At 69.3% G+C, this 17073-nt stretch carries 19 protein-coding genes; 14 read left to right on the top strand and 5 right to left on the bottom strand.

Features of this window, described 5'->3' with window-relative positions:
- Positions 1-47 precede the first annotated feature (47 nt).
- Positions 48-1133, top strand: coding sequence for a PA0069 family radical SAM protein (locus LQ772_RS16780; RefSeq protein WP_231322570.1), 1086 nt, complete (start codon positions 48-50; stop codon positions 1131-1133).
- A gap of 25 nt (positions 1134-1158) precedes the next feature.
- Here LQ772_RS16780 and LQ772_RS16775 read toward each other — a convergent pair whose 3' ends face one another.
- Positions 1159-2844 (bottom strand): ABC1 kinase family protein, encoded by a 1686-nt coding sequence (locus LQ772_RS16775; RefSeq protein ID WP_231322568.1) that lies wholly within the window; start codon positions 2842-2844, stop codon positions 1159-1161.
- Between the two features lie 196 nt (positions 2845-3040).
- Between LQ772_RS16775 and LQ772_RS16770 the strand changes: the two genes are divergently transcribed.
- The gene (locus LQ772_RS16770) at positions 3041-3217 is read left to right on the top strand and encodes a hypothetical protein (RefSeq protein ID WP_231322566.1); all 177 of its coding nucleotides are present in this window, start codon (positions 3041-3043) and stop codon (positions 3215-3217) included.
- A gap of 36 nt (positions 3218-3253) precedes the next feature.
- Here the strand turns inward: LQ772_RS16770 and LQ772_RS16765 are convergent, their stop codons facing one another.
- From LQ772_RS16765 to LQ772_RS16755, 3 genes are all read right to left on the bottom strand, one after another.
- Positions 3254-5272: a S9 family peptidase gene (locus LQ772_RS16765; protein ID WP_231322564.1), complete on the bottom strand. Its 2019-nt coding sequence runs from the start codon at positions 5270-5272 to the stop codon at positions 3254-3256.
- Between the two features lie 141 nt (positions 5273-5413).
- Complete coding sequence (locus tag LQ772_RS16760) at positions 5414-6361, bottom strand: patatin-like phospholipase family protein (protein WP_425600858.1); 948 nt, start codon at positions 6359-6361, stop codon at positions 5414-5416.
- Between the two features lie 51 nt (positions 6362-6412).
- The gene (locus LQ772_RS16755) at positions 6413-7429 is read right to left on the bottom strand and encodes a class 1 fructose-bisphosphatase (protein ID WP_231322560.1); all 1017 of its coding nucleotides are present in this window, start codon (positions 7427-7429) and stop codon (positions 6413-6415) included.
- 226 nt (positions 7430-7655) lie between these two features.
- Between LQ772_RS16755 and LQ772_RS16750 the strand changes: the two genes are divergently transcribed.
- The 12 genes from LQ772_RS16750 to LQ772_RS16695 all read left to right on the top strand — a co-directional run bounded on the left by LQ772_RS16750 (position 7656) and on the right by LQ772_RS16695 (position 15981).
- Complete coding sequence (locus LQ772_RS16750; RefSeq protein WP_231322558.1) at positions 7656-8264, top strand: DJ-1/PfpI family protein; 609 nt, start codon at positions 7656-7658, stop codon at positions 8262-8264.
- A gap of 11 nt (positions 8265-8275) precedes the next feature.
- Positions 8276-8440, top strand: a complete 165-nt coding sequence (locus LQ772_RS16745) for a hypothetical protein (protein WP_231322556.1) — start codon at positions 8276-8278, stop codon at positions 8438-8440.
- A complete protein-coding gene (locus LQ772_RS16740; RefSeq protein WP_231322554.1) occupies positions 8437-9177 on the top strand; it encodes an NIPSNAP family protein in 741 nt (246 codons plus the stop codon). Before LQ772_RS16745 ends, LQ772_RS16740 begins: the two co-directional genes overlap by 4 nt.
- A complete protein-coding gene (locus tag LQ772_RS16735) occupies positions 9174-9578 on the top strand; it encodes a GFA family protein (protein ID WP_231322553.1) in 405 nt (134 codons plus the stop codon). The genes LQ772_RS16740 and LQ772_RS16735 overlap by 4 nt, the downstream gene beginning before the upstream one ends.
- A 12-nt stretch (positions 9579-9590) precedes the next feature.
- On the top strand, positions 9591-9980 hold the full coding sequence (locus tag LQ772_RS16730) for a VOC family protein (protein ID WP_231322551.1): 390 nt from the start codon (positions 9591-9593) through the stop codon (positions 9978-9980).
- Entirely contained in the window at positions 9977-10603 is a 627-nt protein-coding gene (locus tag LQ772_RS16725; protein ID WP_231322549.1) for a glutathione S-transferase family protein, read from the top strand. Before LQ772_RS16730 ends, LQ772_RS16725 begins: the two co-directional genes overlap by 4 nt.
- Positions 10604-10660: 57 nt before the next feature.
- Positions 10661-11362: a helix-turn-helix transcriptional regulator gene (locus tag LQ772_RS16720; protein ID WP_231322547.1), complete on the top strand. Its 702-nt coding sequence runs from the start codon at positions 10661-10663 to the stop codon at positions 11360-11362.
- 76 nt (positions 11363-11438) lie between these two features.
- Positions 11439-13196: a DUF885 domain-containing protein gene (locus LQ772_RS16715; protein WP_231322545.1), complete on the top strand. Its 1758-nt coding sequence runs from the start codon at positions 11439-11441 to the stop codon at positions 13194-13196.
- Positions 13197-13333: 137 nt separating this feature from the next.
- Positions 13334-13726, top strand: a complete 393-nt coding sequence (locus LQ772_RS16710) for an MbcA/ParS/Xre antitoxin family protein (RefSeq protein WP_231322544.1) — start codon at positions 13334-13336, stop codon at positions 13724-13726.
- A 100-nt stretch (positions 13727-13826) separates the two neighbouring features.
- Entirely contained in the window at positions 13827-14513 is a 687-nt protein-coding gene (locus LQ772_RS16705) for an RES family NAD+ phosphorylase (RefSeq protein WP_231322542.1), read from the top strand.
- Positions 14514-14585: 72 nt separating this feature from the next.
- On the top strand, positions 14586-15263 hold the full coding sequence (locus LQ772_RS16700; RefSeq protein WP_231322541.1) for an SGNH/GDSL hydrolase family protein: 678 nt from the start codon (positions 14586-14588) through the stop codon (positions 15261-15263).
- Between the two features lie 76 nt (positions 15264-15339).
- Entirely contained in the window at positions 15340-15981 is a 642-nt protein-coding gene (locus tag LQ772_RS16695) for a GDSL-type esterase/lipase family protein (RefSeq protein WP_231322539.1), read from the top strand.
- Positions 15982-16059: 78 nt separating this feature from the next.
- On the opposite strand, the gene phhA is transcribed toward LQ772_RS16695, so the two are convergent.
- Positions 16060-16956 (bottom strand): phenylalanine 4-monooxygenase, encoded by an 897-nt coding sequence (phhA, locus tag LQ772_RS16690; RefSeq protein WP_231322537.1) that lies wholly within the window; start codon positions 16954-16956, stop codon positions 16060-16062.
- Positions 16957-17073 lie beyond the last annotated feature (117 nt).

Here is a 17073-nt window from a genome sequence, read left to right as displayed (position 1 = left end):
GCGTGGGGGTCGCGTCGCCTGAGACGCCGGCGCGCTAGATTGGACCGATGTCCGAATTACCGCCGCACGCCATCAAGGGCCGGGGCGCCGCTTCCAATCCGGAAGGGCGGTTCGAGAGCGTACGCCATCATGCCGAGGACGATGGCTGGCAAAGCCTGCTGCTCGATGTCGACGCGCCGCGCCCCCGCACCGAGGTCACCGAGGAACGCGCGCGCAGCGTGATCAGTCGCAACGATTCGCCGGACATCGGTTTCGACCAGGCCATCAACCCCTATCGCGGATGCGAGCACGGCTGCATCTACTGCTACGCGCGGCCCTCGCACAGCTACCTCAATCTTTCGCCCGGTCTCGACTTCGAGACGCGGCTGCGTGCCAAGGGCAACCTCGCCGAAGTGCTGCGCGCGGAGCTGGGCAAACGTGGCTACGTGCCCAGCCCGATCAACATCGGCAGCAACACCGACCCCTACCAGCCGGTGGAAAAGCGCTGGCGGCTGACCCGCGGTGCGCTGGAGCTGCTGGCCGAGTGCCGCCACCCTTGCACCATCGTCACCAAGAACGCATTGATCGAGCGCGACCTGGACGTGCTGGCCGCCATGGCGCGCGACCGGCTGGTACAGGTGTTCATCTCGGTCAATTCGCTGGACAACCACCTGGCCGCCAAGCTGGAGCCTCGCGCCAGCGCGCCGCACCGGCGCATCCAGGCGATCGCGGCGCTGGCCGGCGCCGGCGTGCCGGTCGGCGTGCTGGTCGCGCCGATCATCCCCGCGCTCAACGACCGCGACATGGAAGCGGTGCTGGAACAGGCGCATGCGGCGGGGGCACGCTGTGCCGGCTACACCGTGGTGCGGCTGCCTTACGAGCTGAAGACGCTGTTCCGCGAGTGGCTTGCGCTGCACGCGCCGCAGCGCGCCGAGCACGTGATGAGTCTGGTCCAGCAGATGAATGGCGGGCGCGACTACGACAGCGACTTCCGCACGCGGATGCGCGGGCAAGGCGTGTTCGCACAGCTGCTCAAGCGGCGTTTCGAGGTAGCTTGCCGCCGGCACGGTTTCGGTCGCGCGCGCGAACTCGAGCTGGATAGCTCGCGCTTCGAACCGCCGCGCGTGGCCTCGCCGCAGGGCTCGTTGTTTTGACGAGCCGCTCCTGCGCGGGATCCCGCTAGTCCGGCGGCCGGTTGGCGGCCCGCTCCACCTTGCCGTCGCGGCGCAGCGCGCTGATCACCAGGCTCAGCCCCAGCACCGTCGCCACCGCGATGAACAGCACCGCCAGGATCGGTAGCCCGAACAGCATCGGGCCGCTGTGCATGCGCGAGGTCAGCGCGCCGCCGATCACCAGCGCGGCGACGATCACCCCCGTGCTGATCCGGTTGGCGATCTTCTGCAGGCTTTCCATCATGTGCGACTCTTCCAGCCCGTCCACCCGCACGCGCAGGCGGTTCTGCGCCAGCGTGCGCAGGATCGCGGCCACATGCTGCGGGGTGTGCCGCGCCAGCTCCTGCAGGTCCAGCCACTCGGTCGCCAGGTTGGCCGGGGACAGCGTCCCCAGCGCCTGCCGCCTGAGCACCTGCTGCAGGTGCTGCTCGACGACGCGACGCGTGTCGATGGTCGGATCGAGCGCGCTGGTGACCGCCTCGAGGTTGAGCAGGGTCTTGCCCAGGATGGAGAGTTCCGCCGGCGGGCGCAGGCCGCAGGAAGCGCCCACGCGGGCCAGCTCCAGCACCAGCCGGCCCTCGGAAAACTGCCGGCTCGAGTTGTGCAGGCCCACGTAGCTGGCGATCAGCTGCTCGACCTGGCGCCGGTAGAGATTGCGGCGGAAGTCCTCCAGCGCGGTGCCCATCGTTTCGCTGATGTCGCCGACCTGATCGCCGTTGCCGGAAATGGCGCCGAGCATCAGCTTGAGCAGCAACTGGCGCGTGCGCGGCACCAGCCGTACCACCATCCCCAGGTCGAACAGCGCCAGGCGCTGGTCCTCCATCAGCAACACGTTGCCCGGATGCGGGTCCGCATGGACCAGGCCGTGCAGGAACACCTGGTCGAGGTAGGCGCGCAGCAGTTCGCGCGCCTGCTCGTGCAGCGGATGCTCGATGCGCCGCAAGGCGGGAATGTGGGTGACCTTGATGCCGCGCACGCGCTGCATGGTCAGGACGCGCGTGGTGGTGAAGTCGGCCAGCGGCAAGGGCACGTAGAGCGTGTCGTAGCCGCGCAGGTTCTCGGCGAAGCGGCGCAGGTTCTCCGCCTCCAGCTCGAAGTTGATCTCGTTGGCCAGGCTGTGGCGCAGTTCGTTGACCAGGCCGACGAACCCGTAACGCCGGCCGACGTCGGTCATGCGGTCGGCCGCGCCGGCGAGCTTCTCCAGGATCGCCAGGTCCTCGCGCAGGGTCTGCGCGATGTTCGGGCGCTGGACCTTGAGCACCACTTCGCGGCCGTCGCGCAGCGTGGCCGCGTGCACCTGGGCGACCGAGCCGGCGGCCAGCGGCCGGTCGTCGAAGCGGGCGAACAACGTGCCGATGCGCGCGCCCAGTTCGGCCTCGACGATCTTGCGGATCTCGTCCACCGGCACCGGCATGACGTCGTCCTGCATCCGTTCCAGTTCGGCGATGTAAGGCGCGGGCACCATGTCCGGACGCGTGGACAGCGCCTGGCCCACCTTGATGAAGGTCGGCCCCAGCGCTTCCAGGTCGTCGACGAACTGCTTGGGCTGGCCCGGCCTGAACGCATCTTCCTCGTCCGCCAGCGCCGCCTCCTGGATGTCCAGTTCCAGCCCGCTGAACAGGCCGGCCTTGCGATAGCGCAGCAGGAACGCGCCGATGCGGGCGTAGCGGGACAGACGGGTGGTTTCGTTCACGCCTTCGGGCTCCGTTGCTTCCATGCAGCGTGGAGCGGACGGCGGCAACGGCGCGTCAATGGGCCAGGGATCGAGCCGGCGATCACCCCGGGCGCCGGCTGCAGCCGGCGCCGATAGGCACCCGGCACGGCTTCACGCGCCGGTGATCGCCCAACCGCTCTGCTTCCGATGGAATCCACGCCACGGAGGCCACGCGATGTCCTCGTTCTCGCTCTACCTCGTCGGCATCATCGTGCTGATCGGCGGCCTGGCCTATGTCGCCTGGCTGATGCACGTGCCGCTGCAATGGATCGGTGCCGGGGTCATCGTGGTGTTCGGGTTGGGGATCCTGGGGGCGGTCAAGCACACGCAGCGGCGCGATCCGCCCAAATAAAGCGCCAGGCCGGGATTCCGGCCCGGCGCAAACCGGTCAGCGGGCCGGAAGGTATTTCACGAACCACTCCAGTGCCCGCTGCAGCACGTCGCGCTGGTGCGCCGGATCGACGAAGTGATGGCCCTCGTCCGGATACACCACCAGCGAGGTCGGCACGCCCTGCGCGCGCAACGCATGCCAGTACTCGAACGACTGCGGCGCCGGGCACTCCGCGTCCCGATCGCCGACCACCACGAGCGTCGGCGTCTTCACCCGCTTGATGAAGTTGATCGCCGAACTCCTGGCGTACACCGCCGGGTCGTCGTACACGGACGCGCCGAAGAACGGGATCATCCACTGGTCGATCAGGTTCTGCCCGTAATAGCTCTGCCAGTTGGCGATGCCCGCGCCGGCCACCACGGCGTGGAAGCGGTCGGTCTGCGTGGGCACGAACATGCTCATGAAGCCGCCGTAGCTCCAGCCGGTCAGGCCCAGCCGTTGGTCGTCCACCGGCAGCTTCTTTTCGATTGCATCGATGCCGGCGAGGATGTCCGACAGGTCGCCGTAGCCGAAGTCCTTGCGGTTGGCCTGCACATAGGCCTCGCCCTGGCCGAAGCTGCCGCGCGGGTTGGGCTGGAAGACGAAGTAGCCCAGGGTGGAGAACGGCACGCTGCCGTAGCCGACGCCGGGCCAGCGCGGGATCACGGCGCTGGACGGGCCGCCGTGCACGCTGACGATCATCGGGTAGGTCTTGTTCGGATCGTAGTGCGCCGGGTACAGCAGCCAGCCCTGCACGTGGCGGCCGTCATGCTCCCACTCGACCGATTCGGCCTTGCCCCAGCTCGGAGCGAGCGCGGCGTTGATCGCGGTGACCGCGGGGGGAGCTTCGTGGCCGAGCGGACCGGCGTGTACTTCCGGTGCGGCGGTGTAGGAGCTCTGCACGAACGCGATGCGCTTGTGGTCGGCCGACAGCGACACGCCCATCGAGGCGCTGCCGTCACCGATGCTGGCCGGCAGCGTAAAGTGCACGCGCTGCTGCGTGGCGCGTTGCGCATCGACCGCATAGTCGGCCAGCTGGCTGCGGCCGTTGGTCACCTGGCTTACCAGCAGCGTGCGAGGCGACGTCCAGGCGAACCACGACGGCGTGACGTGGATGCCCGGCGTAAGGTCGACCGTCGCGCCGCCCGCGGCCGGTACCGCGTAGAGATCGCCGCCGGTGGCGCCCTGGTCGCTCATCAGGCCGCCGACGAAGACGATGCGCCGGCTGTCCGGCGACCACCGCGGTAGCGCCATCTGCAGGCGGTGCAACGGGCCGGTGGTGTTCGGGTCGACCAGCATGCGTGGCGCGGCGCCGGCGCGGGCGTCCTGGGCGTACAGCCTGGCGATCCACCAGTTGTTGTCGCCCGGCGCGGGCGCCGCGACGTAGGCCAGCTGCCGGGCGTCCGGCGACCAGCTGAATTCGTAGACGTACCTGTCCGCGGGGCTCACCAGCGCCGGCGTGCCGCCGCTGGCGGGCAGCGTGGCGATGCGCTGGATCTCCAACCCCTCGACGCCGACCTCGCCGACCTGAGGCTTGGCCGCGGCTACCGCGCTGGCGCGGCGGGTGGCGCCTTCGACATAGAGAAAGCCGAGCGTGCGGCCGTCGGCGGACCAGGCCAGGTCATGCGCGTAACCGTGCAGGTCGGCCAGGCGGTGCGGAGCGACCTGGCTGGCGACATCGGCCGCATAGACGTCCATATCGCCGGCCTTGCCGCCGCAGTCGGACAGGAAGGCGAGGTGGCGGGAGTCGGGCGACCAGGCGATCTCCTCCTGCCGGCAGGGCGTATCACCCATCGCCAGCGCCTGCGCGCCGGTGCCATCGGCGCGTGCAAGCTGGATCATCGGCTTGCCGTGGCTGTCCACCACCCAGGCCAGCCGCTGGCCATCGGGCGAGAGCTGCACGGCGTGGACCATGCGCACCTTGCCGAGCTGGTCGAGCAGTTGGTCGATGCGTGGGTCGACCTTGCCGGGCGCGGCCCACGCCAGCGGGGCGAGGGCCAGGGTGAACAGGGGCAGGAGGCGCAGGGAAGGGGGCATGGGCCGCTCTCGCGAGGAAAGGGTCCACGCTAGCAGCGCATCGGTGCTTGCTCCAGTGCGGCCGGTCACACCATGGTTCGCGTAGGCTGGGCTTGGGCCGACCGGGATGCGGGGGAAGCGTGCCGGTGGGCTGAAGTCCAGCTAAGGGCGGCTGGGTCGTGCGGCGATCGCCGGCGGCGCCAGCTGCGCCGCGGCCAGCCGTGCGCGGACCAGCGGCATCGCCGCCAGCGCCGCCTTCTCGCCTTCCATGATCGCGCGCTCCTTCTGCGCGAAGTCGGCCGCGCCGATGTCGTTCACCCGGGGACGTATCACCACGTCGGCGCGCGCCAGCTCCTGCGCGCCCAGGTGCTGGCCCATGATCACCACCGAGCGGCCGACGATGCCGAACATGTCATCCGGCAGCGTGCCGTCGCTGCGGGCGGAGATGTCCACCGCGATGACGAAGTCGGCACCGAGCTCGCGCGCGGCGTCGACCGGCACCGGGCTGACCACGCCGCCATCGACATAATGCCGCCCGCCGATCGCCGCCGGCTCGAACACGCCGGGCACGCTGCAGGAGGCGCGCACGGCCTGGCCGGTGTCGCCCTGGCGGAACACTTTGCGCTGGCCCGTCTCCAGCTCGGTGGCGACCGCCGCGAAGGGCAGCCTCAACCGTTCGAGCGGTCGCTGGCGCACCAGCCCGTCAACGTAATCCTGCAGTTTCCGACCCTGCACCAGGCCACCGCTGAACAGCCGCACGTCGCGGATCGAGGCTTCGTCCAGCGAGATGGCCGCCTGCTGCATGGCGAAGGCGTCCATGCCGCTGGCATACAGCGCGCCGACCACGCTGCCGGCACTGGTGCCGGCAACGACATCCACGTGGATGCCGCTGGCTTCCAGCATCTTGATCACGCCAATGTGCGCAAAGCCCTTGGCCGCGCCACCACCCAGCGCCAGCCCGACCACCAGCTTGCGCGGCGGTGGGACCGGCGGCGGCTTGCGCACGGGTGCGCAGCCGGCCAGGGCCACGGTCAACAGCAGCAGGAGGCTCAGGCGTCGGGCCATCGTCGATAGGTCGGGAAGTCGGCGGGAAGCGTGCGGCAGGACGATGGCGAAACCGGGGCGGGACCGGGCAGGCGCACGGGCGCCTGCCCGGGGTCCTCAGGCGTAGGCGACGTCCGCCTCGCGGTGGTAGCGGGTGGCCACTTCCACCTCGCCCTTCGAACCGAGGAACACCGGCACGCGCTGGTGCAGGCCGGTCGGCTGCAGCTCCAGGATGCGCTCGCGCCCGGTGGTGGCCGCGCCGCCGGCCTGCTCGACGATGAAGGCCATCGGGTTGGCCTCGTACATCAGGCGCAGCTTGCCGCCCTTGGCCTTGATCTTGGCGTCCAGCGGATAGAAGAACACGCCGCCGCGGGTGATGATGCGATGCACGTCGGCGACCATCGAGGCGACCCAGCGCATGTTGAAGTCCTTGCCGCGCGGTCCTTCCCTGCCGGCCAGCAGCTCACCGACGTAGCGCTGCATCGGCGCCTCCCAGTGGCGCTGGTTGGACATGTTGATGGCGAATTCGGCGGTCTGCTCGGGGATGCGGATGTCGCGCCGGCTCAGGATGAAGCTGCCGACCTCGCGGTCCAGCGTGAACTCGTGCGTGCCGTGGCCGAAGGTCAGCACCAGCAACGTGGCCGGGCCGTACACCACGTAGCCGGCGGCCAGCTGCTGCGTCCCCGGCTGCAGGAAGTCCTCGACCTTCGGCTCGGTCACGTCCTCGGGGCAGCGCAGCACCGAGAAGATCGTGCCCACCGAGATGTTCACGTCGATGTTGGACGAGCCATCCAGCGGATCGAACAGCAGCAGGTGGTTGCCCTTCGGGTACATGTCCGGGATCGGCTGCGGATCTTCCATCTCCTCCGACGCGCAGGCAGCCAGGTGGCCGCCCCAGGCATTGGCTTCCAGCAGGATCTCGTTGGAGATCACGTCGAGCTTCTTCTGCGCCTCGCCCTGCACGTTGTCGCTGCCGGCGTTGCCCAGCACGCCACCCAGCGCGCCCTTGCTGGTGGCCACCGCAATGCGCTTGCAGGCGCGCGTGACCACTTCGATCAGCAGCGAGAGCTCGGCGTTGATGTGGCCGGCGCGGCGCTCCTCGATCAGGAACTGGATCAGCGAAACAGGCTTCATGTCGGGTCCGTGGCTGGAAGGAACGCGCATTTTACGGGGTGCGCGTGAATGGCGGGACGCACCCGGCCCCCTCCGCGCCGGGCCTGGCAAAGCGGATTCGGGGTGCTTCGCCTTCGGCCTGCAGGTATGAGCCCGGGATAATGGGGTCCGCCTTTTGCCCCACTGCTGACATCACGCTGGCAGCAGCCCCGGCGCATCCTGCCCATCTTGCAAAGGAGGCAACGCGATGCGCGACACGATCCATTTCCTGGTGTTCGACGGTTTTGCGGATTGGCAGGCAGCGCTGGCGCTGTGCGAGGTGCGTCGGCCGGGCGACTGGCAGGTGGCGACGGTGGGCTTCACCCGCGCGCCGGTGCGCTCGATGGGCGGCCTGGCGGTGCAGCCGGAGCTGAGCCTTGCCGAGCTCGACTTCGCGCGTGCCGCGCTCACCATCGTGCCGGGCGGTCACCTGTGGCAGCGCGGCGAAGGCGCCTCGGCGGTGGCCGCGTTGCGCCAGTTGCACGGTGCCGGCTCGGTGGTCGCCGGCATCGACAGCGGCGTGCTGGCGCTGGCTCGCGCTGGCCTGCTCGACCGCTGCCGCCACACCGGCAACTGGGCCGGTCATATCGATGCCCAGGTACCGGGCTACGCCGGCAGCGCGCAGTACGACGCCTCGGTACTGGCAGTCAGCGACGGCGGCACCATCACCGCCAGCCATCTGGGGAGCGTGGAGTTCGCGCGCGAGGTGATCCGCACGCTGGACCTCTACGGCCCGGGCGACCGCGAACACTGGTATCGCCTGTTCAAGCATGCCCAGCTGCCGCCGTGGTGCGTTGGCGAAGCGGTGGCGGCGTGAGGAGGACGATCGTGCATCCGATCCTCGACCGCATCGCCGACGCCTACCGCCCGCTGGCCGGGCGCAACCGGCTGGTCGAAGGGCCGCATCGATTGCCGGCCGAGGCCGCGCGCCAGCCATCCCGGCGGATGACCCTGCTGGCGCTGGTCGCCACGCTGTTCGGACGGCGCCCATGAGCGCCCACGCCGTATTCGAATTGCGCCAGTACACGCTGCGTCCCGGCCAGCGCGAGCGGCTGGTCGAGCTCTTCGAGCGCGAGTTCATCGAGCCGCAGGAAGCGCTCGGCATGGCCCTGCCAGGGCAGTACCGCGACCTCGACGATCCGGATCGCTTCGTCTGGTTGCGCAGTTTTCCGGACATGCCCGCGCGCGCCGCGGCGCTGGCGGCGTTCTACGACGGCCCGGTCTGGCGCGCTCACCGCGAGGCCGCCAACGCGACGATGCTCGATTCGGACGACGTGCTGCTACTGCGCCCGACCCAGCCTTTCGCAGTGCAGGGAATGCCACGCCCGGGACTTGGCGAACGCTCGCCTGCCGGCCTGCTGAGCGCCACGATCTGCCCCGTGCCACCGTCCGCTGCCGCGCCGCTGGCGCGCAGTTTCGATACGCAGGTGCGGCCCGTGCTGGAGCGCCTCGGCGCACCGGTGCTGGGACAGTTCGTCACCGAGCCGGCGCGCAACACCTTCCCGCGGCTCCCGGTGCGCGAAGGCGAAAGCGTATTCGTCTGGTTCGCCGCCTTCGCCGATGCCGCGGCGCAGGCACGGCACCGCGCCGCCGCGGCCGCCGACCCGATCGTCCAAGCCTGGGTCCATTGCCTGGAGGCGCTGCCCGAAACCCTGCGCCTGGCGCCCACGCCGCGTTCGCTGCTGCGCGGCGCATCATCGTCCATCACCACGGCCGGGGAACACGCATGACCAGGACCTATCACGGCAGCTGCCATTGCGGCGCGGTGCGTTTTGCCGCCGACATCGATCTTTCCGCCGGCACCGGCCGCTGCAACTGCTCGATCTGCAGCAAGACGCGCCGCTGGGGCGCGATCGTCAGGCCGGAGGCCTTTCGCCTTCTGGAAGGCGAAGCGGCGTTGGCGGACTACCAGTTCGGCACCCACAGCATGCACTACCGCTTCTGCCGGCAATGCGGCATCCAGCCCTTCGGCACCGGGCACCTGGAGCAGCTGGGCGGCGACTTCGTCAGCGTGAACCTCGCCTGCCTGGACGACGCCAGTCCGGAGGAACTGGCCCGCGCGCCGGTGCGCTACTTCGACGGTCGCCACGACAACTGGATGAACCCCCCGGCCGTGACCACCTACCTTTAGGAGCGCAAGGCCATGTTCGATCATCTCGGGCTCCCCGTGACCGACCTGGAACACGCGCGCCGCTTCTACGAGCAGGCGCTGCAGCCGTTGGGCATCGCGGTGGTGAAAGGCTTTCCCGACGCCGTGGGCCTGGCCGCCGGTCGGGGTCGAACGGCCGAGCAGGAGCTCTGGCTGACCCGCGCCGACCATGTCCCGGGACCACTGCACATGGCCTTCGCGGCCGCCAGCCGAGCGCAGGTCGACGCCTTCCATCGCGCCGCGCTGGCGGCCGGCGCGCGCGACAACGGCGCGCCCAGGCTGCGCCCGCAATACCACGACAACTACTACGGCGCCTTCGTGATCGGCCCGGATGGACACAACCTGGAAGCGGTCTGCCATCGGCCGCCGGAGAACACGCCATGAACGCACCGGAGATCACCTTCTTCCACGCGCCGCAGTCGCGCTCGCGCGGCACGCTGGCGCTGCTCGAGGAACTGGGCGTCGACTACGACCTGCATCTGCTGGATCTCAAGGCCGGCACGCAGCGCGACCCGGCCTACCTCGCACTCAACCCGCTGGGCAAGGTGCCGGCGATCCGCCACGACGGCGCCATGGTCACCGAGCAGCCGGCGGTGATGATGTACTTGGCCGACCTCTATCCGGACAAGGGACTGGCGCCGGCGATCGGCGATCCGCTGCGCGGGCCGTACCTGCGCTGGATGGTGTTCTATGGCTCCTGCTTCGAGCCGGCGCTGGTCGATCATTCCATGCAACGCGAGCCGGCGCCCCACGCGACCTCGCCCTATGGCACCTGGCAGGAAGTGCTGGACGCCATCGTCGCCCAGCTCACACCCGGGCCCTGGCTGCTCGGCGAGCGCTTCACCGCCGCCGACGTGCTGTGGGGCACCGCGCTGCACTGGACCACGATGTTCAAACTGGTGCCGGACGTGCCGCCGGTGCGCGACTACATCGCCCGCGTGCGTGCGCGCCCGGCGATGCAACGGGCGGAAGCGAAGGATGCCGGGTTTCTCGCCAGCCAGTCCTGAGCGACCGCGGGTGCCGGCGCACTGGCCCATGCGTCGCGCCTCGGCGATCATGCGCGCATGCGCCGCGCCGACCGCCTGTTCCTCATCATCCACGCCCTGCGCGGCCGCCGCACCGCGCTGCAGGCGCGCTCGCTGGCCGAGACGCTGGGCGTCTCGCTGCGCACGGTCTACCGCGACGTCGCCGACCTGCAGCTCTCGGGCGTGCCGATCGAGGGCGAGGCGGGGGTGGGCTATGTGCTGCGCAAGGGCGCGGACATCCCGCCGCTGATGTTCACCGCCGAGGAGCTCGAATCGCTGGTGGTCGGCACCCGCTTCGTGCGCGCCTTCGCCGGCGAGCGCCTGGCCGAAGGCGCGCAGGCCGCGCTGATGAAGATCGAGGCGGTGCTGCCGCCGGAACTGCGCGAGCGCGCCGCGCGCACGCGCATCTACGCGCCGGTGTGGCGCGACGAATACAGCACCGCGTTCGCTGCGCGCATCGACCGACTGCACGCGGCGATCGAGGCGCAGCTGGTGCTGCGGCTGGTCTATCGCGACGAAGCGGGCCAGGCCAGCACGCGCGACGTCGAGCCGCTGTGCCTGGCGTTCTGGGGCGGCAAGTGGACGCTGGGCACCTGGTGCCGCCTGCGCGGCGCGTTCCGCAACTTCCGTCCTGACCGCATCGACCAGTTCGACGAAACCGGCGAACGCTTCGCGATGGGCGAAGGCCGCAACCTGGACGCCTACCTGGACGCCATGCGCGGGTACTACGCAGGCGTGTAGTCCACCCTACGCGGCGCGCCCATCGGAGGGGCTTCTTTTGCGATCATCACCGCTTCCCTCGCAAGGAGCTTCCCCGATGAACCACCTGCTGGGCGGCCTGCTGGCCGCGGGCCTGCTGCTCGCCCCGGCCGTGCACGCCAACGACGCCGACGACCGCTTCAAGGCGATCTACACCCAGGAGTGGGCGTGGCGCACCGGGCAGGGCGACATCAGCGCCTCGGGCGAACCGCAACCGAACAACGGCCGGCTGGACAACGTCGACGCGGCCAGCCAGCAGCAGCGGCTGGAGCAATGGCAGCAGGTGCTGGCCAGGCTCGATGCGCTCGCCGCAAGCCAGCTCTCGCCCGCCAACCAGGTCAACTACGCCATCTACCACGCGCAGATCGCGAACCTGCTGGCCGACCAGCGCTTCAAGACCTGGCAGATGCCGTTCAACAGCGACTCGGCGTTCTGGAGCGACATCGGCTACGAACTGGACGCCGACCACCTGCGCACCACCGACGACTACCGCCGCTACCTCGACCGGCTGGCGCAGATCCCCGCCTACTTCGATCAGCAGATCGCCAACATGCGGCTGGGCCTCAAGCGCGGCTTCTCGGTGCCGCGCGCCGTGCTGGACGGGCGCGACGTGTCGATCGCCGCCGTGGCGGAGCTGAAGGATCCCACCGCCAGCAGCTTCTACAAACCGTTCGAGCAGATGCCGGGCGCGATCCCCGCCGACCAGGCGCAGGCGCTGCAGGGCGAGGCGCTGCGGCGCATCCGCGACGAGGTGATCCCGGCCTACGGCAAATTGCTGACCTTCTTCCGCCAGAGCTACGTGCCGCACGCGCGCACCACGCTGGCGGCCGAGGCACTGCCGGAGGGCAAGGCGTTCTATCGCCAGCAGATCCGCGAATACACCACGCTGGACCTGGACCCCGATGCGATCCACGCGATCGGCCTGGAGCAGGTGGCGAAGATCCACGCGCAGATGCTCCAGACGATGAAGGACAGTGGCTTCAAGGGCGACTTCCCCGCGTTCCTCGACTTCCTGCGCACCGATCCGCAGTTCTACGCCAAAACGCCCGACGAGCTGCTGCAGCGCACCGCCTGGGTGGCCAAGGAAGTGGACGGCCAGATGAGCCGCTTCTTCGGCCACCTGCCGCGCGCGCGCTTCGCCATCGTGCCGGTGCCGGCCGATATCGCGCCGTACTACACCTCCGGCCGCGGCGGCGCGGACGCGTACCTGGTCAACACCTACGACCTGCCGTCGCGGCCGCTTTTCAACATGCCGGCGCTGACCCTGCACGAGTCCTATCCCGGCCACGCGCTGCAGCTGGAACTGGCTGCCGAGCAGAAGGGCCAACCCGAGTTCCGGCGCCAGGGTTACATCTCCGCCTTCGGTGAGGGCTGGGGCCTGTATTCCGAATACCTGGGCAACGAGATGGGCATCTACAAGACGCCCTACCAGCGCTTCGGCTACCTCACCTACCAGATGTGGCGCGCCTGCCGGCTGGTGGTCGACACCGGCATCCACCACCTGGGCTGGACGCGGCAACAGGCGATCGACTACCTCACACAGAACACCGCGCTGTCGGCGCGCGAAATCGCCAATGAGGTGGACCGCTACATCAGCTGGCCCGGGCAGGCCCTGTCCTACGAACTCGGTTACCTGAAGATGCGCGAGCTGCGCGGCAAGGCCGAGCACGCACTGGGTGCCAGGTTCGACCTGCGGCACTTCCACGACACCGTATTGCAGCTCGGTTCGGTGCCGCTGCCGGTGCTGGAAAAGCGCATCGACCGATTCATTGCCGAGGGAGGCCCGGAACCCGGCTACGGCTGCGACTGCAAGTAACGGCAGGGTGGGCTCCGGCCCACCGTTTCCAAACGCCATCGCAGGAGGTAGCCGAGGCCCACCTGCGGACGCACGCGATTTGCGGCAACTGCATATTTGCAGTAAATTGGATGCGAACTCCAAAAGGAGAGTTTCGCATGCTGGCCCATCCCCGTCCCGAACAGGCCCCTGCCGGTGACCTTGGCGGTCCCGCGCTGCGCTCCTTCTTCCGCCTGGCCGAGCACTGGAAACTGCGCATTGCCGAACAGCGCCGCCTGCTTGGCGACCCGGCCGAATCGACCTTCTTCAAATGGAAGCGTGACCAGGACGGCAATCCCGGCCGCGACGTGATCGAGCGGATCAGCTACCTGCTCGGCATCTGGAAGTCGCTGCAGATCCTGTTCCCCGATCCGGCCCAGGCCGACGCCTGGCTGCGCAAGCCGAACCAGGCGCCGCTGTTCGGCGGCCACTCGGCGCTCGAGCGCATGCTTTCGGGCAACGTGGGCGATCTGTACGTGGTGCGCCAGTACCTGGACGCGCAACGCGGCTGAGGCGGGCGCGAGACTCCGGTCGCGCCCGGCGAGACCTCGCGCTGCCATGCTTGGTTTCTCCCCGCCCCGGTGACGGGAGGACGCACAACCCGGAGCCTGCATGCCTGCCGACCTGCCGCCCCTGAAACGCATCCGCTGGAGCCATGCCTACCGCATCGTGCCCAGCCGCTTCCCGCCGGTGGGCGTGTTCGACCGCATCGCCGACCCGGCGGACCTGGACGCGCTGTTCGCCATCGAGGCGATGACCAACCCGCGCCTGCGCGAGGAAGCCGGCGCCTTGAAGCTCGTGCCGCGCGGGCGGCGCATCAGCGGCCCGGGCAGCACGCCGGTGATGGCCGCGTTCACCCATCTGAACCCCGAAGGCAGCCGTTTCTCCGACGGCAGCTGGGGCGTGTTCTACGCCGCACACGGCGTGGCCACCGCCGTGGAGGAAACCGTCTACCACCGCGAGCGTTTCCTCGCCGCTACCGCCGAGCCGGCGTGCGAGATCGAGATGCGCTGCTATCGCACCAGCATCGACTGCAAGCTGCACGACCTGCGCGGCGGCTGGCCGGCCGCGCACGATCCGCACGACTACGCGGCCAGCGTGGCGCTGGCGCGCACGCTGCGCGCGGCCGGCGCCAGCGGCATCGTCTACGACAGCGCGCGGCATGCCGGCGGCGAATGCGTGGCGGCGTTCTTCCCGGACGTGGTCGCCCCCTGCGTGCAGGCGCAGCACTTCATCTACCGCTGGGACGGCACGCGCATCGCGCAGGTGCTCGAAGTGAGCGAGCTCAAGCGGCCGTAGCGGCCGGACGGGCATGCGATCCGGCGGTGCGCGCCAACCTGTCCCTGACGCCACGGGTGGTAGGTTGAGCCAATGAGACTCCCATGGTTGTTGCTGATACTCGCGCTGCTGCCCTCGCTGGCGCAGGCCTGTGCCGACCGGCCCGAGCAGTGGCAAACGGACATCGCCGCGTTCGCTGCGGCCGACCGCGCGCAAGCGCCGCCCGCGCATCCCGTCCTGTTCGTGGGCAGTTCGTCGATCCGCATGTGGAGCTCGCTGTCCGCCGACTTCCCTGGCCGCGCCGTGATCAATCGCGGCTTCGGCGGCTCGCGCATTCCCGATGCCACCTACTACGCCGATCGCCTGGTGGGGCCCTATCACCCGCGCGCCATCGTCTTCTATGCCGGCGACAACGACCTGGCCGAGGGCTGCACGCCCGAGCAGGTGCGCGATGAGTTCGGCGCCTTCGTGCGCCGCGCGCGGTCGCTGGACGCGGATGTGCCAGTCGCCTTCATCGCGATCAAGCCCAGCATGGCGCGCAAGAGCCTGTTGCCGCAGATCCGCAGGGCGAACGCGCTGGTGCGTGAGTACGCGCGCGGGCAGAAGGGTATCGGCTATCTGGACGTCTTCACGCCCATGCTGGGGCCGGATGGCCAGCCACGACCGACATGGTTCGGCCCGGACGGCCTGCACATGAACCGGCAGGGCTACCGCCTGTGGACGGGCCTGGTGCGCAATTGGCTGCATGCGACGCTGGACCTCGCGCGTTGAGGCTTCCGCGCGCACCCACGCCGCCTTGATCGCCGATCGCCTAGGCTCGCGGCAACCAGCGTCCGGCGGAGACGGCATGCTCGACCAGGTTTCTCCTTCCGGCGGCGAGGTCGCCGAGTTCATCGAATGGCAGAGCGAGATCGCGGTGTTCGCGGCGATCGACAGGCTCGCGCCGCCGCCGGTGGACGCGGTGCTGTTCGTGGGCAGCTCATCGATCCGGTTGTGGCATACGCTGGCGGCGGATTTCCCGGACGTGCCCACCATCAATCGCGGCTTCGGCGGGTCGGAAATCGCCGATAGCGTGTACTTCGCCGAACAGCTGGTCGCGCCCTACCGGCCGAGGGCGATCGTGATGTACGCCGGCGGCAACGACCTGGCCGACGGCAAGTCGCCCGAACAGGTGCGCGACGCTTTCCGCGCCTTCGTCGCGCAGGCGCGCCGCTGGGCAGGCGAGGTGCCGTTCGCCTATCTGTCGATCAAACCCAATCTTTCGCGGCGCAGGCAGCTGCCGCTGATCCGCCGGGCCAACGCATTGATCCGCACCTGTGCGGACGAACGCGGGGTGGATTTCCTGGACATCCACTCGCCGATGCTCGGCGCCGACGGCGAGGCCGATCCGCGCTGGTTCGACGACGACGGGCTGCACCTCAATGCCGAGGGCTACGCACTGTGGACCGGCGTGGTGCGCGACTGGATGGCAAAGCGTCGACTGATGTAGGTGCGCGCGTGGGCGCGACTGCCATGCCGGCCATCGCGTCATGCGTGGAAGATGCCGGTCGGGCCCAGGGTCGGGCGCTCAGGTGTCCGCGTTGGTGGCGAAACCTTCGTGGCTGCCGTAGTGGAATACGCGGTCGGTATCGTCCAGCACGTCGGCGGCGGCGTGCGGCGCGTTCTCGCGCAGGCGCGCGTAGATCGGCGTGAAGTCCGGCGACGTCGCCTCGAACAGCTGCTCGAAGCTGTCGATCACGAAGTAGGTCTGCTGGTACGTATCGATGCGGTAGCGCGTGCTCATCACGCGCTCGAGATCGAAGCCGATCCGGTTGGGCGCGTCCGAATCCAGGCTGTACACCGATTCGCCCTTGGAACTGACGATGCCCGCGCCGTAGATGCGCATCCCCTCGCGCGTGTTGATCAGCCCGAACTCCACCGTGTACCAGTACAACCGCGTGAGGTTCATCAGCGCCTCGGGCCCGATCGCGTGCGCCTTCATGCCGCCACGGCCGTAGGCCTGCATGTAGTCGGCGAACACCGGGTTGAGCAGCAGCGGCACGTGGCCGAACAGGTCATGGAACAGGTCCGGCTCGGACAGGTAGTCCAGCTGGTCGGGCTTGCGGATCCACCAGCTCACGGGAAAGCGACGGTTGGCCAGGTGATCGAAGAACACCTCATCCGGCAGCAATCCCTCGACCGCGACCAGCTCCCAGCCGGTGGCTTTGGAAAGTACCTGGTTGATGTCGGCGAACTTCGGAATGCCGCCGGCGCCAAGGCCGAACTTGGCCACGCCGTCGAGGAACTCCTGGCAGGCACGCCCCGGCAGCATTTCGCACTGGCGCGCGAACAGCGTGTCCCACACCTCGTGGTCCGTGCGGGTATAGCTCGACCAGGGTTGCTCCACCACGCCGGTGGCGTAGACCGGTACGTAACCGCGGTCGGTCTGCTGGTGTTCGACCTTGCGGGGCGTGGCGGTTTCCATGGCGACTCCGGGCGGTTCAGGCGCAAGCCTTCGATCTTTCAAGAATACGCAGTGTGGGCTGCACGAAGGTTGCGTTTGTTGTGAATCACCCGTTAGGTGGCGCAGTATTCTTGCGCC

It is taken from the genome of Frateuria edaphi (genome assembly GCF_021117405.1).
Taxonomy (GTDB): domain Bacteria; phylum Pseudomonadota; class Gammaproteobacteria; order Xanthomonadales; family Rhodanobacteraceae; genus Frateuria_A; species Frateuria_A edaphi.
This window is presented reverse-complemented; position numbering and strand designations above follow the sequence as displayed.